The 21184-nt window shown below is 59.0% G+C and carries 15 protein-coding genes and 1 pseudogene; 12 read left to right on the top strand and 4 right to left on the bottom strand.

The features are described 5' to 3' along the window. Window positions 1-82: 82 nt before the first annotated feature. The 4 genes from AC07V9_RS04255 to AC07V9_RS04240 form a co-directional block, all read right to left on the bottom strand. The gene (locus tag AC07V9_RS04255; RefSeq protein WP_495014444.1) at window positions 83-1444 is read right to left on the bottom strand and encodes an outer membrane beta-barrel protein; all 1362 of its coding nucleotides are present in this window, start codon (window positions 1442-1444) and stop codon (window positions 83-85) included. A gap of 49 nt (window positions 1445-1493) precedes the next feature. Next, entirely contained in the window at window positions 1494-2033 is a 540-nt protein-coding gene (locus AC07V9_RS04250) for an MFS transporter (RefSeq protein WP_495014443.1), read from the bottom strand. Further along, window positions 2030-2827, bottom strand: coding sequence for an MFS transporter (locus tag AC07V9_RS04245; RefSeq protein WP_495014442.1), 798 nt, complete (start codon window positions 2825-2827; stop codon window positions 2030-2032). The genes AC07V9_RS04250 and AC07V9_RS04245 overlap by 4 nt, the downstream gene beginning before the upstream one ends. A gap of 106 nt (window positions 2828-2933) precedes the next feature. Continuing rightward, a complete protein-coding gene (locus AC07V9_RS04240; RefSeq protein ID WP_495014441.1) occupies window positions 2934-3509 on the bottom strand; it encodes a nuclear transport factor 2 family protein in 576 nt (191 codons plus the stop codon). A gap of 88 nt (window positions 3510-3597) precedes the next feature. Here AC07V9_RS04240 and AC07V9_RS04235 point away from each other — a divergent pair, with 88 nt between their 5' ends. The 12 genes and pseudogenes from AC07V9_RS04235 (at window position 3598) to AC07V9_RS04180 (ending at window position 21177) form a co-directional block, all read left to right on the top strand. Beyond that, entirely contained in the window at window positions 3598-4506 is a 909-nt protein-coding gene (locus tag AC07V9_RS04235) for a LysR substrate-binding domain-containing protein (protein ID WP_495014440.1), read from the top strand. Window positions 4507-4682: 176 nt separating this feature from the next. Beyond that, entirely contained in the window at window positions 4683-5165 is a 483-nt protein-coding gene (locus tag AC07V9_RS04230) for an alpha/beta fold hydrolase (RefSeq protein ID WP_495014439.1), read from the top strand. 644 nt (window positions 5166-5809) lie between these two features. Then, window positions 5810-7075, top strand: a complete 1266-nt coding sequence (locus AC07V9_RS04225; protein WP_495014438.1) for an MFS transporter — start codon at window positions 5810-5812, stop codon at window positions 7073-7075. Between the two features lie 125 nt (window positions 7076-7200). Next, on the top strand, window positions 7201-8670 hold the full coding sequence (locus AC07V9_RS04220; RefSeq protein ID WP_495014437.1) for a carbohydrate porin: 1470 nt from the start codon (window positions 7201-7203) through the stop codon (window positions 8668-8670). 63 nt (window positions 8671-8733) lie between these two features. Continuing rightward, window positions 8734-10473 (top strand): CocE/NonD family hydrolase, encoded by a 1740-nt coding sequence (locus AC07V9_RS04215; RefSeq protein ID WP_495014436.1) that lies wholly within the window; start codon window positions 8734-8736, stop codon window positions 10471-10473. Window positions 10474-10569: 96 nt separating this feature from the next. After that, window positions 10570-11469: an SDR family oxidoreductase gene (locus tag AC07V9_RS04210; protein WP_495014435.1), complete on the top strand. Its 900-nt coding sequence runs from the start codon at window positions 10570-10572 to the stop codon at window positions 11467-11469. 276 nt (window positions 11470-11745) lie between these two features. Next, window positions 11746-12813, top strand: a pseudogene (locus AC07V9_RS04205) (HAMP domain-containing protein); the annotation flags it as partial. Further along, entirely contained in the window at window positions 12808-13677 is an 870-nt protein-coding gene (locus tag AC07V9_RS04200) for a methyl-accepting chemotaxis protein (RefSeq protein WP_495014577.1), read from the top strand. The pseudogene AC07V9_RS04205 and the gene AC07V9_RS04200, both read left to right, overlap by 6 nt. Window positions 13678-13904: 227 nt before the next feature. Continuing rightward, on the top strand, window positions 13905-16595 hold the full coding sequence (gene mdeB, locus AC07V9_RS04195) for an alpha-ketoglutarate dehydrogenase (protein WP_495014434.1): 2691 nt from the start codon (window positions 13905-13907) through the stop codon (window positions 16593-16595). An 84-nt stretch (window positions 16596-16679) separates the two neighbouring features. Further along, a complete protein-coding gene (gene aceF, locus AC07V9_RS04190; RefSeq protein ID WP_495014433.1) occupies window positions 16680-17987 on the top strand; it encodes a dihydrolipoyllysine-residue acetyltransferase in 1308 nt (435 codons plus the stop codon). A gap of 11 nt (window positions 17988-17998) precedes the next feature. Beyond that, window positions 17999-19495, top strand: a complete 1497-nt coding sequence (lpdA, locus tag AC07V9_RS04185) for a dihydrolipoyl dehydrogenase (RefSeq protein ID WP_495014432.1) — start codon at window positions 17999-18001, stop codon at window positions 19493-19495. Window positions 19496-19656: 161 nt separating this feature from the next. Further along, window positions 19657-21177, top strand: a complete 1521-nt coding sequence (locus AC07V9_RS04180; protein WP_495014431.1) for a 4-hydroxyphenylacetate 3-hydroxylase family protein — start codon at window positions 19657-19659, stop codon at window positions 21175-21177. Window positions 21178-21184 lie beyond the last annotated feature (7 nt).

Here is a 21184-nt window from a genome sequence, read left to right as displayed (position 1 = left end):
CTCATCGCCCGTCTCCAGTGCTCGTGAGATGTGCGAAGGGCGATGATCCAGTGGCCATTGCTGGATCGAGCCGCGCTCTGGCTCAGAAATACACCAGTGCTTCAACCGTCCCCGTCAGTTGATTGCGTGCGTCGCCGGCACCGAACGGGCGGGCGCTGTCCTGGCCGTCAAACCAGTCGTAGCGCAGCTCCGGGCGCAACGTCAGGTACTTGTTGACGTCGTAGCGCACGCCCGCCGTTACCGCGTTGAACGCGCCGCGCGCTGTGGAGGAGGGGAACAGGATGTAGCCGTCCGGATCATCGAAATGCTCCGCGCGTACCGAGAGCGACAAGTCCTTGCGCTGCTTGTAGGTCAGCACCACGTTGGCCCCCCACCAATGGGCGTCGTCGAAGCCTGGGCCGGTGACGATGTCCACGGTGGTGGCTTTGCCGTCGCCATCCTGATGCCCATAAAGCATTTCGCCGCCAATCGACCATTTGTCATCTATGCGATGCCAGCCATTGAGCGAGTGCTGCTGCTTGAACTGGCCGTCGTTGGCGATCACGCGGCCCCTGGGCGTCTGGATGTCACTGCGGTTGTCGTTCTGCGAGTCCCCGACCAGAAATTCGTAGTCGATCCAGGTGTTCATGTCCGGCGTGCGCCAGCGCAAGGCCCCGGTCACGCCTTTGCTGTCGTTGTTGTCGCGCAGGTTGCCTTGCCCTTGAATGATGCCCAGTTCGGCGCCCAACAACATGCTGTCATTGCTGATCAGCCGCTTGCCAAACGTGACGCCCGACACCGCGCCGGATTCAGTCATGAATGCGTAGGAGCGGCTGGCGAATGGGTTGCGGGCGAGGCGAATGTTGGGCGGAATTTCATAGCCCAGACCTGAGCCGAACACACCCGCCATGACCGTGAGGCCTCCGGCCCAGGGCAGGTAGGCCGTGCCTGCGAAGTTGGGAATGGCGAGGAAGTTCTGTTTGTCGCGGCGGGCCTTGTCGGGGTCATCGTCGCCAGGGGAGTTGATGCCCAGGTGCATGTCCCAACCGTAAGTGCGTGCCTGCTGGGCATTGCGACCGTAGGCCGCTTCCAGAGTAAAACCGAACGAGGCCTCGGTCGGCGCGGGACCAGGCAAGGGCGTCAGGCGCGGGATGAAATTGGTTTTCAGCGCCTTGTCGATGAACAGGTGCAGGGTCGCCAGCTCGAAATTCTCATCGGCCAGGCCTGCGACCGGGGTATTGGTCTGCCCGGAGTTGCGGTCCTTCTGCGACGAGTTGTTGTTACGCGAGAAACCGGCATCCAGCAGCCCGGAAACCGTGATGCCGTAATCGCGCTCCAGGGCATCACCGAACACGCTGCGAAATACCGTGCCTTCTCCCACATCTGCGGGCGCCCCAGCCAGGCATTGGCCTGTTGTCAGGGCGAGCAGAACCGCACCAAACGCTTTGACGTCGATGTTCTTCATGAAAATGTCTCTTGTTGTTATGGGGTGCCATCCGCTGGCAAGGGGCGGTTCAGTGAGCGATGGGTAGAGGTATCGCGGGCTTGATGCGCCAGAAGCCGATGATCCCCAGGGCCGCGATGCCAGCCGGGATCGCGGCGGCCACCAGCAGGTCACTGGTCGACCACTGGAAATGCAGCAGCGTGGCGCCAATGAATGGCCCGCAGATGCCGCCCAGCCGCCCGATGCCCAGTGTCCAGCCTGTGCCGGTTGCGCGCAGGGCGGTGGGGTAATAGGTGGCGGTCATGGCATTGAGTGCGGCTTGGCCGCCGAGGATGCCGAACCCGGCGATGGCGACGGTCAGGTAGGCCAGGTTGATGGCCGTGTAGCAGAGGCTGAACAGCACGATCGCGACAGCCGAGACGATGAAGGTGGGCGCCAGCACGGCACCAAAACCTCGCCGATCCACGCACCAGCCCAGCAGCCAGCCACCTGCCAGACCGCCCAACCACATCGCGGTGCCGGCCAGCACGGCCTGCGACGGTGTATGCCCGGCACCGCTCATCAACACTGGGATCCACGAGGCCAGCAGATAGACACAGAGCATGTTCATGAAGTTGATGAGCCACAGCAGCGCTGTGCCGACGGCCCTGCCTTCGCTGAACAGGTGGCTGATGGAAAGGCCTTTTCTGCGGGCTCTTGGATGACCAGCAGCGTCTGGTCGCTGATTTCAAGGCCTGGCTCAATGCGCTTGAGGATTGTCCTCACGCGCGGTAAATGACGGCCGCGCAGCACGCACCACTGCAAGGATTCCGGCAGCGCAACCAGCATGAACAGGCCGATGGCCAAGGGGGCGATGGCACCGAGGTAGAACACCGATTGCCAACCGAAATGGGGAATGGCGGCCGCTGCGATGGCGCCGCCAACCAGCCCGCCGACCACCATTCCTGAGGACACCAGGGTCAGCAGCATCACGCGATTGTGGCGAGGGGCATATTCAGTCACCAAGGTTGCGATGTTGGGCACGATGGCGCCCATGGCGATGCCGGTGAAGAAGCGCAACGCCAGAAGCTGCTCGACGCTGGAAGTCCGTGCGGTGAAGAACATGAGTAGTGCCATGGCCAGCGCCGCGACCACGAGCACCGGTCGACGGCCTACTTTGTCGGCGACCGAGCCCAGCGCCAGCGAGCCGATGAGCATGCCCAGCATGCTGATGCTGAACACCGGGCCCAGGCTCGCCTTGGCAATGCCCCAGTCGGCGATCAGGGCCGGCGCCGCATAGGCCATGGCCTGAATGTCGAAACCGTCGACGACCATGCAGAGAAAACATTGAATCAGTACCAGCAGCTGAAACGAGCCCAGGCGGCTTCTTTCAACCACTGCGCAGATATCGAGTGGATGGTTCACGAGCGAATACCTCTGTTGTAATTATTTTCGGTAGTTGCATGTTCGGGTTGTGATGCAAGGCGTCAGGCGGCTTGACGTACTCCTGTAAGTTAGTGGCCTCTCGGTGTCAGCCCATCAGCCAGGCATCGGCGTCGGCGCGCATCTGTTGCTCCAGCTCGCTGCCCTTGGTCGCGAACACACGGCTCAACGGAAAGCCACTTTTATCCAGCACGTAGGCCAGGGGGGCGTATTCACGGGGGTAGCGCGCGACCGTCTCGCGGTCGATGTCCACCAGCCCCTGTGGGAAGGTGAAACTGCCCATGTCGTAAATGCTTTGGCGCCGCACCAGCTTCCACACACCGTTGCGTTTCTCGGCAAGGTCATAGAAGCGGTTATGCACGCTGCAGCCAAGGCCCAGCTTGACGTTCTCGCCGACAATCACAGCGTTGGTTTCGACAATGGCTTTGTTGCCGTTGAAGCGCACAACCGGAGTGCCGATCAGGTGCTTGGTGCGCAGATCCGACTGGCCCATGCGCTTGGAGCCATCGACGAACTCGGCGAAGGGGCCTTCGAACCAGGTGATTTCGATCGTGCCGTCGGGGTGAGCCAGGTCGGCCAGTTGCTCCCATTGGCCCAGATCGCGGTGAATCCAGCCTGTGATCAGGTCGGTGATCTGGAGACGGTCTTCCAGGTAAGTTTGCATCGGGTGTCCTTGGTGGCGGATGAAGTGTCGGGATCAGCTTCCGCCTCTGGACAGGCAACTTCAAATAGATTGATATGAACGATCGATCATGAAAACTGAAGGCTGGACTGCCATGGATTTACGTCACCTGCGCTACTTCCTGGCCGTGGCTGAGGAGGGGCATTTCGGCCGTGCCGCCGAGCGTCTGCATATCGTTCAATCGGCGCTGAGCATGCAAATTAAGGCGCTGGAGGAGGAGCTGGGCGGGGCGTTGTTCGTGCGCACCAGCCGTCGAGTGGAACTGACCGGGGCCGGCGAACTCCTGCGTGCCGAGGCCCAGCGCACCCTGGATCAGGCGGCCCACGCCCAGCGCGTGGTACAGCGGTCCCTGCGCGGCGACATGGGCAGCTTGCGCATAGGCTTTGCCGGCAACGCAGTATTCAGCGGCCGCTTGATGGCAGACGTCCGTGCGTTCCGTGCCGCTCATCCCGACGCCGAGGTCATCCTCAAGGAGTTCGCGCCGCACCTGCAGGTCGACGCCATCCAGAAAGGCCAGCTGGACCTGGGCTATGCGCCCAGCCATGGCGGGCAGCAGATGGATAGCTCGTTGATGTTCGAAACCATCGGCACCTGGCCGTTGGTGGTGGCGATGCCCGAAGACCATCCATTGGCGGATCGACACCCTTTAAACGTGCCAATGCTGGGGAGCGAGTCGTTGATCGTTTATGCCGCCCATGGCGCGGATGAACACATGCTCGCCGGACTGCGCGTGGCATTAGGGCGTGAACCCAAAGTGCTGCGTACCGACAGCACTTTGAGCGTGATGGCGTTCGTCGCCTCTGGCCTGGGTGTGGCGCTGGTGCCGACCCCGCTCATGCAGGTGGCTATTCCGGGGCTGATTTACCGCACGCTTGATGATGTGCAACCGCGGGCGGACTTGTTGCTGATCAGCCGTGTGGACGAAACCAACGGTGCGGTGCGCGCGTTTCTGCAGGTCGCCAGAAGGGCGGTGATCTAGGCATTCAGGGGCAGCCCGAATGCCGCGCTTGTTTCTCGGGGTAATGACGTTCTCACATTTTCCAACACTGTCGTAATGACGATAGTGTCTATTATGTTGTGTTTGGTCATACATCGTTGCGATTCGCGGTTAAGCGCTGGGCGTTGCACATTTAATCCGACCCATGGAGCAGATCGATGACTGACGACCTGTGGCTACATAACGAAGGCGCCGAGATCGCCTGCTGCCTCGAAGGGCGAGGCCCCTTGCTGGTGCTGATCGTCGGCGGGAATGGAGACAGCTCACGCTATGCGGCGCTTTCAAAAATCCTATCCAGTGACTACACCGTTCTGCGCTACGACCGCCGCGCCAGCTTTCGCAGCACGGGTGAACCTGACGCCGATATTACGCTGGAGCAGCATGCCAGGGACGCCGCTGCGTTAATCGAGGCCCAAGGTGGTAAAGCGCTCGTCTTTGGTAATAGCGGTGGGGCCAACATTGCGATCAAGTTGACCGAGTCTTTCCCGCAGATGGTCAGCGCGCTTGTTGCGCACGACCCTCCTTTAACCAATATTCTCCCCGATGCCCAGGAGCAGCGCGCCTTCTTCGACGACGTTTATTCGACATTTCTGGAGAAAGGTGCAGGTCCAGCCATGGCGGTGTTCGTCAGCTCGTTTTAGGGAGTAGATCCCAACCTGCCGGCACCTCCTGACCAGGGTGGCAACTCCGATCATTTCTTCAAGCATGAATTCAACAACCTGAATGACTACACCCCTGATATCACCAAGCTGCGCACTGATGGTGTGCCAATCGTCATGTGCGCCGGAAAAAAAAGCGGGCAGGCTTCTATGTCAGAACTGCACGCGAAATGTCCAAGCTGTTGGGATGCGAATACGTTGAGGTTTCAGGACACCACATTTCGTTCGTTTCGGACCCATCGACATTCGCCCAGGAACTGCGGACCATCCTGAGTTCGCTGCAAAAAACGGGATAACATTAGAAGCCTCCATTTCTTCAGAGCTGTCGCACCCGGACGCGGCGCCTGTCGCTTTATTCATCGCACCCAACGCCGGCAATCCGGAAATCCCAAGCCGCCGGCTCCTCGTCCTGACAGTGCTCCCCATTGGCCGGATGCCCTGCATTCAGCAGTGCCGAGGCATCTCTCCGAGATGCGTGGAATACGCGCCGAATATCACTCTAACCCCCTGTAAAGCGAGTTCAGGAAGCGTCACTTGCTGCGGGAGTGATCGCGCATCGTGAATTATCTCAACATGTGTTGATATAATTTTCGAGCCGACGTAGGCTGACATAAAGCCGAGGCCGCGTGGCCAGAAGCCCATTTGATTGTCACAACAATAATAAGGACTCAGACATGAAACGCTGGTCAGTTCTCGTTGGATGCTTTCTTGGGATGAGTATCGCTCCGCCCGCCATTCTGCTGATTCCGCTAGGCCTGTTCATGAAGTCGGTGGCGGGCGAGTTTGGTTGGTCGCGGACTGAGTTCTCCGTCATCCTTTCGACTGCCGCCATCTGTAACGCCTTGGTGATGCCGATTGCGGGCTACCTGGTCGACCGTTTTGGGGCACGTCGGGTGGCGCTGGTGGGCACCGTATTGGGCTGTGGCAGCTATATGTGCCTGTCCCTGACACATTCGTTCGGCGCCTTTCTTGCGATCACCGGTCTGAGCGTCGCATTGGGGAACCTGGCGAGTTATCCGGCTTTCCTGTTTTTGACCCAACGCTGGTTCGACAAACACCTTGGGCTTGCGTTTGCCATTACTTCGTCGGGCCTTGCGGTCGGTACAGGCGGGTTTTCCTATCTGGTTTCGCAGAACATCGCGCTGCACGGCTGGCGGGAAGCGTTCCTTATCGGTGGGGGGATTGCTCTGGTCATCGGCCTGGTCAATCTCGCGGTGTTCGTGCGCGATAACAAGGGGCCCATTCCGGAGGCTGAACGTCGTGGCGATACAACCCCGCTTGGCCAGGACGGTTTTACCCTCAAGAGCGCCATCGCAACGCGGGCGTTCTGGCTGTACTCAATGGCCTTTGTCCTAGTGCTTTTCGGTGCTGTCGGCGCCAGTTTTCACTTGCCTGCAATGCTGTCGGATTGGGGAGCATCACCCGCCCGGATTGCCGCCATCGTCGCGGCTGGCTCTGCCGGCTCACTGGTGGGGCGACTGCTCGGCGGGGCGTTGCTGGATCATCTCCACACCCGCACGGTTGCCGGTATTTTCCTGACGTGTCAACTGATCGGTTTTCTGATGTTGGCCGACGGGTTGAACTGGGCGTTGGTGGCCAGTTTTCTGATCGGGGCGACCCAAGGCGCAGAAATCGACATTCTGGGTTATCTCATTGCACGTCGTTTCGGTCGGTTGGCATACGCGAGGATTTTTGGCAGTGCGTTCTCGGTCACTCTGCTGGGGGCAATCGTAGGACCGATCGTATTGGGGGTGGTGTTCGATAAAAGTGGCTCGTACAGCCTGGGATTGACGCTGTTTCCATTACTTCCACTGGTCGCATTTGGCTTGCTGTGCTTTCCGGACACTTCCTCGAAACGTTCGCCAACACTGGAGCCGACTAACCTGACCTAGCACCACCCGCACAGTTCATTGCGCAGAGGCCTTTGCTCGATGAAGGAGTGCGACTTTCTCGCGCCTGCGTTTGGCTGCCTTTGACGCGCCAGTTGGATCTGAAAACAAGAATAAAAGGAAGCAGTATGCGGCCCTATCCAAACGGGAAGAACCGACTCCGTAGGTGTGCACCTGGATTTGTGCGAAACACACTGGCGGTGTCCCTTGCAGTCTTGGCAGCGCACGCTGTGACCGCACATGCAGAGACCACGACCGTTGACCAGAACTCAGCCGGGCAGGTGGCACCAGAACTCAAACAGCCTTCACCGGCAGTCGATCCCAAGGCTGCAAAAAGAATGCTGCCCGACAGCCAGTTGCTCGGCCACATCATCGAGCGCAAGAAGCAGTTCGCAAAAATCGATTCACTGGTTGAGCACGGCCAATTGACCGAATTGCCGCCGCCCTCGGAAAGCATTCTTGGCGACGTGGATGGCATACGCAGTGACCTGGCTGAGCACGGGATCGGTTTCAACATCCTCAATATGACCACGTTTGCCAACAACTACCTGGATCATGATCGGCATAAGCCTCAGGCCTACAGCGGCGAGCGACCTACGTATTCGTCGAATTTGCTCGCGGGCTTCACCTACGATCTGGGGCATGTCGGCATTGAAAACGGGCAATTCATCTTTGGGGTGGGCAGTTACTACTCCAGCTGGGATGAAGTGAACCCTTCCTCGAAGTTCAGTTTTACCCGTATCGCTTACTACCAGAGCCTATGGGATAAAACCGTCGAATTCAAGATTGGCGTGCTGCCCAACGATCTTGAATTCATCGGGCCATTCACAGGTGGCACGCTGGTGGGCGGGACCCAGGGGTTACAGGCAGTCATCCCCTTTCAGGTGGGGTTGAGCCATGCGCCTGTTTCAAGCCCGGCGGCAAACGTGACGCTGAACCTTGGCAACTTCTATAACAAGTTTGGTGTGCAGCGTAGTATCAGCCCCGATGGTATGAGGCCGGAAATCGATCGCCATCTGGGTGAGCTTGATCTCAACGTCAAGCACGCTGGGGCCCTGTATATCGACGAGCTCGGGTACAAACGCGCAGCGACCCCGGGTTCTCCCTACGCCTGGTTGCGCGCAGGTTATATCTACAACACGTCCGACTATACCCAGTTCCTGAGTAGTGAACGCAGCCATGACAACTACGCGGGCTACGCGCTGGGCGACTACCAGTTCTATCAGTTCGACAGTGCGATTGCCTCGCGCGGCCTGTATGCCGGGTTCACCTGGATGACTGCCCCTGAAGATCGCAATCTGTTTGACCTCTATTACGGTTTCCGCGTGTTCGCCAAAGGCCCGCTCGATTCGCGTCCCTTTGACATGTTGATGCTGGAGTACGGCTACACCAGCTACAGCGACGACGCCAATAAACGGCTCGATGCCTTCCATGTCTCGAACGCCGACGATTCGAAATCCACCACGCTCGCCTACAACATGCGTGTCGCCGCCGGTACTTATGTGCGCGCAGGGGTGAGCTATGTCGAACACCCGGCGTTCAGTCCTGATGTAAAGGACGCACTCAATCTGCAAGCCAGTTTCACGTTGTTCTTCTGATGCCTGATCGACAACACATTCACGTCAGCCCGGTGTTAACCGGGGCAAACAAGAGACCTCAGCATGAGTGATAACCAAAAGCTGTACGTGCCGTCCCAGCCATTGCCGCCCGCCAGAACAGGTCTATTGACTGCATTTGAACCGGGCACTCGAATTCTGGAGAAGGGTTTTCAGATCGCGCCTCAATTCCGCCCGATTCCCGTCGACATCGTATTTGAGAAAGACGTGGCCGTGCAGTTGCGTGACGGTGTGACGATCTACGTCGATGTGTTTCGCCCGGTCGGCAGTGAAAAGGTGCCGGTCATTGTGGCCTGGAGTCCGTACGGCAAGGGGCAGGGCACCTCTGTCAGCGTCATGGGGGTATTTGGACTGGTTGGTCTGAATAACAATATTGTTTCCGGGCTGGCCAAGTTCGAGGCCCCGGACCCGGCCTACTGGTGTGCTCACGGCTATGCCATCTGCAACCCGGACATTCGTGGCTGCGTCGATTCCGAAGGCGACAGTGTGCTCTGGGATCGCCAGGATGGCCGCGACTCACACGACCTCATCAATTGGCTGGCCGAGCAGCCATGGTGCAGTGGCAATGTTGGCATGAGTGGCACCTCCTACCTGGCCGTTTCGCAGTGGTTTGCCGCCGCCGAACAGCCCGAGGCCCTGAAGGCCATTAACCCGTGGGAAGGCGTGAGCGATGTTTACCGCGACCTGGTCCTGCGCGGCGGTATGCCTGACTTAGCATTTGCCGGGCTGCTGCAGAACGGCAGTTTCTTCGGCAAAAACAAAAAGGAAGACATTCTCGGCGAGGCCGAACGCTATCCGCTGATGAACCCGTTGTGGGAAAACAAGATCCCGGACTTCTCGCGAATCAACGTGCCGGCTTATATCGTCGCCAGTTACTCTAACACGCTGCACACTGCCGGTACGTTCCGCGCCTGGCGGCGGATTGCCTCGCAGGACAAATGGCTGCGCATCCATAACACCCAGGAGTGGCCGGATTACTACGACGAAGCGAACGTCGAGGACCTGCGGCGCTTCTTTGATCGCTATCTCAAAGGCGAGGCCAACGACTGGGAGCAAACCCCGCGTGTTCGGTACGCGGTGCATGACTTCAAAGGTGGCGATCAGGTCAACGTTCCGGCAGATCAGTTTCCACCGCAAGGCGTGGTGTCGACCAGATTCTACCTCGATGGCCAGTCCCGAATGCTGACGACGCAGCCTCCGAGTGGCGATGTTCCTGCCGCTTATAGCGTGGCGAACAATCCCAATGCGGTCTCTTTCATCACCCGCTTCGACAAAAAGACCGAACTGATCGGATACCCCAAGGCGCACCTATGGGTCGAGGCCAAGGGCGCTGACGACATGGACCTGTTCGTTCTCGTGCAAAAGCTCGATGCCTTTGGCACGCCTTTGCAGCAATTCACCACGCCTAACCACAGCGCCAGAGTTCATGATCTGACCGATCATGGCGCGACCATTCTTCGCTACAAGGGCTCCGACGGGCGCCTGCGTGTGTCGGCACGGCATCTGGACCAGAGCCTTTCAACCCAGGATGTGCCAGCCCACAGCTTCGACCGTTGGGAGAAGCTTGCGGCCGGAGAAGTTGTCGACGTCGAGATTGACCTGCTGCCACTCGGCATCGTGTTTTATCCAGGCGAACAGTTGCGCTTTGTCATTAGCTCAAGAAACCTGATGGGCACCATGATGCCGGGCATCGCTGAGTACACCGGTGCCAACAGTGGCGAGCATGTGATTCACACCGGCGGCGAACGCGCTTCCTATCTGCAGCTCCCCCTCAAAGTCAGTTGAGATGAGCGTGCGCCGCGCTCAAAACGAGCAGGCGCACATCCCCGCCCCGAGACCACAGCGCGCGGTCCCGGTAGACGCAGCACGTTCATTCCGGAGATGAATCCGTTGATCCTTATTACCTCGGCTAACGGCAACCAGGGCAAGCGACTGCTGCCCAAATTACTCGCAACAGGCGCTCGTGTAAGGGGCTGCGTACGATCGCAAACATCGGCGGTGCAACTGCGAGCGCTCGGCGTACAGGAGGTTCTGGTCGGTGATCTCGCGGATCCGGCCTTCATCGCTCAAGCCATGAAAGGCGTGAGCAGCGTCTACCACATCGGGCCGACGCTGCATCGAGACGAACGCGCCATGGGCTTCGCCATGATTGACGCTGCCAAAGCCCAAGGCGTGGGCCATTTCGTGTTCAGCTCAGTGCTTCATTCGATCGCCAGCGACCTGATCCAGCATGAGACCAAGCGCGATATCGAAGAGCATCTGCTGTGCTCGGGCCTGGAATACACGATTTTACAGCCTGCCAATTACATGCTGCCTTCGCGACTGAAGGCCGTGTTTGAAGAAGGCGTGTTCCGCTTGGCCTGGTCGCTGGAAAGGCGACAGTCGATGGTGGATCTGGAAGATGTCACTGACGTGGCGGTTCAGGTGCTCAGTGATCGCAACTGTCATGCGGCTGCAACCTATGAATTGGTCGGGCCCGACCGCTTCACTGCATACGACATCGCCGCAGTGGCGTCCAAGATCACCGGCCGGAAAATCGAAGTCGACCGCTTCGATGTCGAGGCATTCGTCCGCCAGCGTTTTGGCGATCTCGGTCCTGATGCATTCCAGCACATGCTGCGCATGAATATGGCGATCGCTACCCATTACAGCAACCACGATTTCGTGGGCAACTCCAACGTGCTGTGCTTTCTCCTGGGTCGGTCTGCGACGGGTTTCGAGGCGTTCGTCCGCAGAGAGTACGCAGCCTTTCAAAAAGGATTAGCCGCTTCCTGCGTGTGATGTGGGTTGCGTCAGGCCGCTCGGCCCCAAGAGCCGTTTGTGCAAGGCGACGGCTCATGTAAGGTCCAGCTATCAGGATTTCAGCTAGCGCTCAGCGGTATTGGCCATTGGTCGCGCCGCACGCAGACGAGATAGGCTTTAGACGTCCAGCGACGCAGCTGTCGCACTTCAAAAAACAACAAGAAGACTGCCTATGTCCAGCCTCCAACGCTGCCTACACGACTGCTTGACGATCTGCGCGATACCTTCCTCTATTTGCCAAGGGTTAGTGGGGTGATGACCCGCGTGCTCGGCAACCTGTCCGTTGGCCGCAAGCTTTCATTGGGCTTTGGACTGGTTTTGCTGTCGACCATGGCAGTGGCTGCGACAGCGTTCTATGCCTTCAATGCGCAGGACGCTGGTACCCAAAGCGTGAATGAGGTGGCGCAGGTCGAGTCGCTGATGCTCCAGGCGCAAGTGGCGGTCAAGGCGTTTGGCCTGGAGTTGGCTGAGGATGAGGCAAACAAGGTGAAAGCGCTTGTCAGCGAGCTTGTCTTGTCATTGTCAAACGCTCAGAAACCCAGTGATGACGACCGCTCCACCGACGGTGCCAGGATGTATCTCGTTCAGTTTGAACAGTACGCCCAAGCTCAACGCGATGCTCGACAGGCACGCTTGCAGATGCAACAACTGGCACAGGTGGTGGGCGAGCGGTTTACGGTTGTCATGCTCGACCAGCTCGAATCCCTCAACATCCTGACCGCCCGAGCGCAGCCCGCCGACTCGGTACGCATGCTGCAGCTGGAGCAGGCTTCAACGTTGCGAGACAAGCTGGCCAATCTGCGTGACAGCGAACTCTACTTCACCGTGCAAGGTAATCAGGAGGTTCATGACGCCTGGGAGGCGCGGGTCATCGAACTGCGCTCGTACATGGAAAACCTTGAGCTGCGGCTCGAGGGGGCGGAGCGTGAGTCGCTGACTCAAGCCCGGGTGGCACTGGATGAGTACCGCACGGCCTTCAACGGTTACGCCACCAGCCGTGTGCAAACGACTGACAGCCAGGCTGCGATGGACAGCGCGGCGGATAAAGTGAGCGCGTTGCTCGGTGCAGCACGCAACGCGCAACTGCGAGCAACGGAGTCGATGAGCCAGAACGTGTCCCGGTGGCTTGAGGGGATAGTGATATTGGCTCTTAGCCTCGGTATCGGCGCCAGCGTGGCGATTCGTCACTCGATACTGCAACCCTTGCGTCAAGCTGTGGAGCTGACCAGGCGTGTGGCGTCGGGTGATCTGAGCGCACAGGTCGATGCTGCGGGGCGACGCGATGAACTCGGCCAATTGCTTGGCAGCGTGGGAATCATGCTCGACAGTCTCCGAGGACTCATTGGCCGGATTGGCTTTGGAGTAGGGGAGCTGAACGCAGCCGCCAGCAGTCTGGGGCGGGTGACGGAGCAGACTCGCCTGGGTGTTGACTCGCAACGTCAGGAAACCGAATCGGCCGCCACCGCCATGCAACAGATGGCGGCGACAGCGCAAGACGTCGCGCGCAATACCAGTCGAACCCGCAGCGTAGTCGAACAGGCCAACGATCAGGCGCGCAAAGGTGAGCAACTGGTGCTCCAGGCCACCGCCAAGATTGACCATATGGCACGGGAAATGGGCGGGTGTTCCGAGGCAATGGGCCTGTTACTCAGCGAGAGTGCATCCATTGGACAAGTGCTCGATGTGATCAGCGCGTTGGCTAACCAGACGAATCTGTTGGCACTGAACGCTGCCATCGAAGCAGCGCGAGCTGGGGAAAACGGTCGGGGCTTCGCTGTGGTCGCAGACGAGGTACGCAACCTTGCTCGGCGCACACAAGCCTCCACTGACGATATCGCCGCAATCATTCAGCAGTTGCAGGCCGTAGCGGAGCAGGCAGCAGTTCGCCTGCGCGGCAGTCAGACATTGACCAGTGAAAGCGTGCTGCTTGCCGCCCAGGCTTCCCATTCCCTGCATGAAATCGCCGCAGCAATGTCGACGGTTGAGCAAATGACTCAGCAAAGCGCCGCGGCGACAGAACAGCAGAGCGCGATGGCTGAGCAAGTGGGAGAAAGCATGGAGCGAGTCCAAACCGTCGCAGAGCAAAGCACGGCTACCAGTGGTTTGCTGGAGACATCGGCTCTCGGGCTGGACCGGGTGGGGAGCGCGCTGACTGCAGCGGTTGGCGACTTTCGCACAGCAAGTTAGCGCGTGTGGTTATCCCGCCATGATATTTCGGTGACTGGGTAAGTAATCCAAAGTGCGTTGCATAACATCCATGCGTGATGCCTTTGCGCTTATCAATGGCCGCAGAACCGTTTTTGTGTCGGAGCACTTCACTTGTTCAGAATGAAGTTTGCAAGTTTTAAAACTGGGTGCGGCGTCATATTCAATCGATTTATCGCTAACCCGATAACAATAAGAGGGGAGCCAGCATGAGTTCGCTTAATGAAACATTGATCGCGAAGTCCATTGCGCCATTGGATATCGATCAAGATGAAACGCAGGAATGGCTAGAGTCGCTGGAAGCCGTCGTTCGCGAGGGAGGTTCCGCGCGGGGCCAGTTTCTGCTGAAACAGTTAGAGCAACACGCAAGAGCACTTGGCATCACCTCGCATGTGCACCCGTACTCGGCCTACCGGAACACAATTCCGATTGAAAGGCAGGGGCCCTACCCAGGGGACCTTGCCGTCGAGGAACGGCTCACTTCAATTATTCGTTGGAATGCACTGGCCATGGTGGTGCGCGCGAACCAGGCGTACGGGGACCTGGGTGGGCATATCGCAAGCTACGCATCGGCCGCCGAAATCTTCGAGATGGGTTTTAACCACTTCTTTCGCGCAGCCGATGAACAGCACGGTGGGGATCTGGTGTTTTACCAACCGCATTCGGCGCCAGGCGTTTATGCACGAGCATTTCTGGAGGGAAGGCTGTCCGAAGAGCAACTGGCCAATTATCGGCAAGAAGTGGGCGGCAACGGTCTGAGTTCCTATCCGCACCCTTGGTTAATGCCTGACTTCTGGCAGTTCCCGACGGGCTCCATGGGCATCGGTCCGATCAGTGCGGTTTATCAGGCGCGTTATATGCGCTACCTCGAACATCGCCAACTGTCCGATACCGCCGATCGTCATGTATGGGGCGTGTTTGGTGATGGCGAGATGGATGAGCCCGAATCCATAGCAGGGCTTACCCTGGCAGCGCGAGAAAAGCTCGATAACCTGACCTTCATCGTCAATTGCAACTTGCAACGCCTGGATGGCCCGGTGCGCGGCAATGGCCAGGTGATTCAGGAACTTGAGGCGCTGTTCACCGGCGCCGGGTGGAATGTGGTCAAGGTCATTTGGGGCTCGGACTGGGACCCCTTGTTCGCACGGGACACCAGCAATGCCCTGCTGCAACGTTTCGCTCAGACCGTAGACGGGCAGTACCAAACTCTTGGGTCCAAAGACGGCGCTTACAACCTGCTGCATTTCTTCCAGCAAGACCCGGAGATTCAGGCGCTGGTTTCACACATGTCTGATGCCGAGATCGACGCCCTGAAGCGTGGCGGTCACGATTTTCGCAAGCTCTACGCCGCATTTGCCGCGGCCAAGGCGCACAAGGGCCAGCCAACCGTGATTCTGGCGAAAACCAAAAAAGGTTACGGCATGGGCGGTGCCGGTGAGTCGCGGATGACCTCGCATCAGGCAAAAAAACTGGACATCGATGCACTCAAAGCCTTTCGCGATCGCTTCGCGCTGCCGCTCTCTGATGAAGACGTCGCGCAACTGCGTTTTTACCGCCCGGCTGATGACAGCCAGGAGATGCGTTATATGCGCGAGCGCAGGACAGCGCTGGGTGGTTACATGCCCGCGCGGCGCAAAGGCGACGAGCACATCGCAATCCCTGCCATGAGTGATTACGCACGTTTTGCATTTGAGGCCGACGGCAAGGAAATGTCCACCACAATGGCAGTGGTGCGAATGCTGGGTGGCCTGCTGAAAGATAAAGAACTGGGGCCGCGGATCGTGCCGATTGTCGCGGACGAAGCGCGCACCTTCGGCATGGCTAACCTGTTCCGCCAGATCGGTATCTATTCACCACACGGGCAACTGTACGAGCCAGAAGACGCGGGCTCGATGCTGTATTACCGGGAAGCCCGCGACGGGCAACTTCTGGAAGAAGGCATTACAGAAGCGGGAGCGATTTCTTCCTGGGTGGCCGCAGCGACCTCATACAGTGTTCATGGCAAGCCGATGCTGCCGTTCTACATCTACTACTCGATGTTTGGTTTTCAGCGGGTTGGGGATTTGATCTGGGCTGCGGCTGACCAGCGAGCAAGGGGCTTTTTGCTGGGCGCCACAGCAGGACGAACCACCCTGGGGGGTGAAGGCTTGCAGCACCAGGATGGCAGCAGCCATGTCGTGGCTGCCACGGTGCCCAACTGTCGAGCCTACGACCCGGCTTTTGCGGGAGAGCTCGCAGTGATCGTGGATCACGGCATGCGCCAAATGATGGAACGCGATGTCGATGAGTTCTATTACGTCACCGTCATGAACGAAAACTACGCCCAGCCTTCGTTGCCATCCGGGGTCGAAGATCAGGTCATTCGCGGCATGTATCGCTATGCCGTGGGCGAAGCGGAGGCGCCGGTGGGCTCGGTCCGATTGTTGGGCTCCGGGACCATTCTGCGCGAGGTGATCGCCGCATCCGAGTTACTTGCCACTGACTGGCACATCTCGAGCGAGGTATGGAGCGTCACCAGTTTCAGCGAACTGGCGCGCGAAGCCCGGGACGTCGAGCGGCACAACCGACTAAATCCTGGCGAACCTGAACACGTCAGCCATCTTTGCGCCTCTCTGGCCGGGGACGCCCCCGTCATTGCCGCTTCGGATTACGTGCGTGCCTGGCCACAACTCATCGCCAGTTACGTCGACGCACGCTTCATTGTGCTTGGCACCGACGGTTTTGGCCGAAGCGATACCCGCGCTGCGTTGCGCAACTTCTTTGAAATCGATCGTCATCAGATTGTCCTGGCAGCCCTGGACGGTCTGGTCCGCGACGGCACATTACCGCGTCACGTGCTGGCCGAGGCCATCACGCGGTACGACCTGGACGCTGACCGCACGGCGCCGTGGAAGCGCTGAGGGCTTATCGCCTTGCAGACATTCAATGAGCACCTCATCCGTTTCATGAAGGTGGAACGGATCTCTTTCTAGTGATGGTAAGTCATGAGTGAAATCAGAGAGATTCATGTCCCTGACATCGGGGACTTCAAAGACCTTCCGGTCATCGATGTGCTCGTTAAACCCGGCGATACAGTGGCGTTCGATGACCCATTGTTGACACTTGAGTCGGACAAGGCATCAATGGATGTGCCGAGCTCTGCAGCGGGCACCGTAGCGTCGGTGATCGTCAAGGTGGGCGATCGCGTCTCGAGGGGCAGCGCAATCATCACGCTGCAGATGGCAGCGACTGAAACACCGGCCGTTCAGGGTGACGTGATTGTTCCTGAACAAGCAGAGCTGCCAGATAATGTCGCACCGATTCCAGTAGCCCCCGTAGCCCCTGCAGTACAGGCAGCCACTCCGGCAACCGCTGTGCAGGCGTCCGGTGTCAAACCCCACGCCAGCCCATCTGTGCGTGGTTACGCTCGCACACTGGGTGTGGACATTGCAAGGGTCACGGCCACCGGCAAGAACGGGCGACTCCTTCGCGAGGATGTCGAGCGTTTCGTCAAAGACGCGCTGCTTCGTCTTGATAGCCCGACGTCGCGCTCCGATCACTCAGGTGGCCTCAATCTGCTGCCTTGGCCGGACATTGATTTCACCCGGTTCGGTGCCGTCGAAAAGGTCGCCCTGTCGCGGATCAAGAAGATTTCCGGCGCCAACCTTTCACGCAATTGGGTGATGATTCCCCACGTTACCAACAACGAACAAGCGGACATTACTGAGCTTGAAGCCTTTCGCGTTCAACTGAACAAGGAAGGCGGCAAGGAGGCGATCAAGTACACCTTGCTCGCGTTTCTGATCAAGGCTGCGGTCGCCACGCTCAAAGCCTTCCCGCAGTTCAACAGTTCGCTGGGCAACGAAGACGGCGAACCGATTCTGATCCTCAAGCAGTATTTCCATATCGGCTTTGCCGCCGATACCCCCAACGGGCTGGTGGTGCCGGTCATTCGCGATGCTGATCAAAAAGGTATAGGCCAGATAGCCACTGAATGTGCCGAGTTGGCAACAAGGGCCAGGGACGGAAAGTTGGGACCTGCCGAGATGTCCGGCGGGACGTTCACTGTTTCAAGCCTGGGCGGTATTGGCGGTACCGGTTTTACCCCCATTATCAACGCGCCCGAAGTAGCAATCCTGGGCGTGACGCGCGCGCAGATGAGCCCGGTCTGGGATGGCAACGGCTTTACGCCACGCCTGATTCTGCCAATGGCGCTTTCATGGGATCACCGCGTGGTGGATGGCGCCGCTGCAGCACGATTCCTCCAGCACCTGGCGGCTCTGTTGGCTGATTTCCGTCGGATCACACTGTGAGGAGAGAGCCCATGAGTCTGCTAAATCAAGCGGGCAAGCCTGCGGATCTGGAATGCGAGGTGCTGGTGCTCGGCGGCGGCCCCGGTGGCTACTCGGCTGCCTTTCGCGCAGCGGACCTAGGCCAAAAAACGCTTCTGGTCGAACGTTACGAATCCCTTGGCGGCGTGTGTCTGAACGTTGGCTGTATTCCCTCCAAAGCCTTGCTGCATATCGCTTCGGTGATGGAGGAGGTGCCGCACCTGGCGCCACTGGGTATCGACTTCGCAAGCGCTCAGATCGATGTGGACAAACTGCGAGCCCACAAAGAGTCAGTGGTCCGAAAATTGACCGGCGGGCTGGCAGGTATGGCCAAGGCGCGCAAGGTCGATGTGGTGCGCGGCGTAGGCCGATTTCTCGATGCTCACCATATGGAAGTTTCACTGTGCACCGGGCCCGGTCGGACGCCGACACGAGAGACGAAAGTCGTTCGTTTCAATCGCTGCGTCATCGCGGCAGGCAGCCAGGCGGTCAAGTTGCCGTTCATGCCCCGCGACCCTCGCATTGTCGACTCCACAGGCGCACTGGAACTCAGCGCGGTGCCCAAACGCATGCTGGTAGTAGGTGGCGGAATAATCGGGCTGGAAATGGCGACAGTCTATTCCGCGCTTGGCTCGCGCATCGATGTGGTGGAGATGCTCGACGGCCTTATGCAAGGGCCTGATCGTGATCTGGTCAAGGTGTGGGAAAAGAAGAATCGGCAGCGTTTCGACAACGTGATGTTGAAGACCCGAACGGTGAAAGCCGAAGCCACCGAGCAGGGCATTTGGGTGACCTTTGAAGGGCAGCAGGCGCCTTCCGAGCCTCAGTGCTATGACTTTGTGCTGGTGGCCGTGGGCCGTAGACCCAATGGCGACCAGATCGATGCTCATAACGCCGGGGTCGGTGTGAATGAGCGTGGATTCATTCCCGTCGACAAACAAATGCGCACCAACGTGCCGCACATCTTCGCCATCGGCGACATCGTCGGACAGCCCATGCTCGCCCACAAAGCCGTGCACGAGGGGCACGTTGCCGCCGAAGTGGCTGCTGGCGAGGCCTCCAACAACTCTGAACTGGCGCGTAGCACGTTTGATGCCGTACAGATTCCGGGGGTGGCCTACACCAACCCTGAAGTCGCCTGGGCCGGTCTGACTCAACAAGAAGCACAGGAAAAAGGCATCAGCCTCGAGGTCGGCGTTTTTCCGTGGGCAGCTTCCGGTCGTGCGATTGCCAATGGTCGAGACGAAGGATTCACCAAGCTGTTATTCGACACCGACACTCGTCGAGTTGTCGGTGGCGGCATTGTCGGACCAGGTGCGGGCGACCTGATCAGTGAAGTGTGCCTGGCGATCGAGATGGGGGCCGACGCTGTGGATATCGGCAAAACCATTCATCCCCATCCGACCTTGGGCGAGACCGTGGGAATGGCGGCCGAAGTGGCTCATGGCAGTTGCACGGATCTTCCTCCTGCTCGTCGCCGTAGCGGCTGACGAGAGCAGGGGGCTCTTTTCGATTCTGGAAAAGGTGCTCATCCAAATCACCGATTCTGAAACCCCATGCGCCTGAATATTATCGAGGCTGGATACAGTCGCTGATCGAGAGAGCGGTCATGCCGTTCAGGCCAAACGTTTCACAAGCAGGAGCATTACCCGTGGAATACAACACCAATAAAAAATCGACGGCCATGAGTGGAGCCCCGAAAGGCGCGCGCAACGGAGCCGATTACATCGCCTCGCTTCGGGACGGACGCTCCGTGTGGATCGATGGCGAACGCATCAAGGATGTGACGGTCGATCGCCGTTTTCGCGGCGCGGTCCAGTCCATCGCCGACCTTTATGACCTCCAGTGCGAGCCCTCCCTGCAGGACAAGATGACGTTCGTATCGCCCACCTCGGGTGCGCGTGTCGGACGCTCGTTCATGCTGCCGCGCTCCGCCGAAGACCTGCGTCTGCGTCGGGAAATGATGAAGACCTGGATGGATGCGGTAGGCGGCATGATGGGGCGCACACCTGACTTTCTGAACGTCATGGTCAGCGCCCATGCTTCAGCGCATGAGTTGTTTGCAGCGGGCGGCGGACAGTTCGGCCAGAACATCCTGAATTACCACGAGTTCATTCGCGAAAACGACCTCGCACTGACTCACTCGCTGGTGTCGCCGGATATCGACAAGCGTCTGCAGATGTTCGAACAGCCAGGCGATATGGTGATGCGCGTAGTGCGTGAATCCGATGCCGGTATCTACGTGTCCGGCGCGCGCTCGGTGGCCACACTTGGCCCGCTGGCCAACGAAGTGCTGATCATGCCAGCGGCGGCGAAATTCCCGCTGGTGGCAGACGCTGAAGCGTACGCGGTCGGTTTTGCCGCCCCCATCGACACCCCCGGCATGAAGATGATCTGCCGCCCCGGATTCCCTACCAACGGCCGCTTTGCCAACGACCCGCTCACCGGGCGCATGGACGAGATGGATGCAGTGCTGTGGTTTGACGAAGCGTTCATTCCGTGGGAACGCGTCTTCATGTACCGCAGCATCAAGGCGGTGGAGTCGGCGATGAAGTCGCCTTCAGGCCCGCACGGCTCGCATCAGTCTGCCACGCGCTCGCTGGCGAAAATGGAGTTTCTCCTGGGCATTGCCTACAACCTGACGGAAGTGAACCACAGCCGCTTCCCGAATGTAATGGTCCAGCTTTCCGAGCTGGTGGCGTACGTCGAGACCCTGCGGGCGCTGATTCGCGTCGCGGAAATAGATTGCATCAAAGGCCCGGGTGACACCGTCGTACCGTATGAGCAACCGCTCAACGTGATACGTGCCCAATACCCGACCATGCACGCCCGAGCACTGGAAATTCTGCAGTTGCTCGGCGCTGGCAACGTGGTGGTGGCGCCCACGGTTGAGGACCTCTACAGCGAAAACGGTCCGGCCATCGAGCGTTATTGCGCCGGAGCCGACATTCCGGCCGAACGCAAGATGCAACTGCTGCGTCTGGCGTGGGATGCCTCGTGCTCGTCCTTTGCCGGGCGCCAGAACCTGTACGAGAAATTCTTCTCGGGCGATCCATGGCGCAATGCGCAAATGCGCGGGGAGCGGTATCCAGGAGCTCGCGAGGCACAAGACAAAGTGTGGGCGTTTCTCGATCGCAACAGCGAATGGGATCAGAGGATCAACGGCCAGTAATCAAGCA

This window comes from Pseudomonas sp. GW821-FHT02A11 (assembly GCF_059421985.1).
Note: the sequence above shows the minus strand (reverse complement) of the source record. Positions and strands in the feature narration are given on the sequence as shown.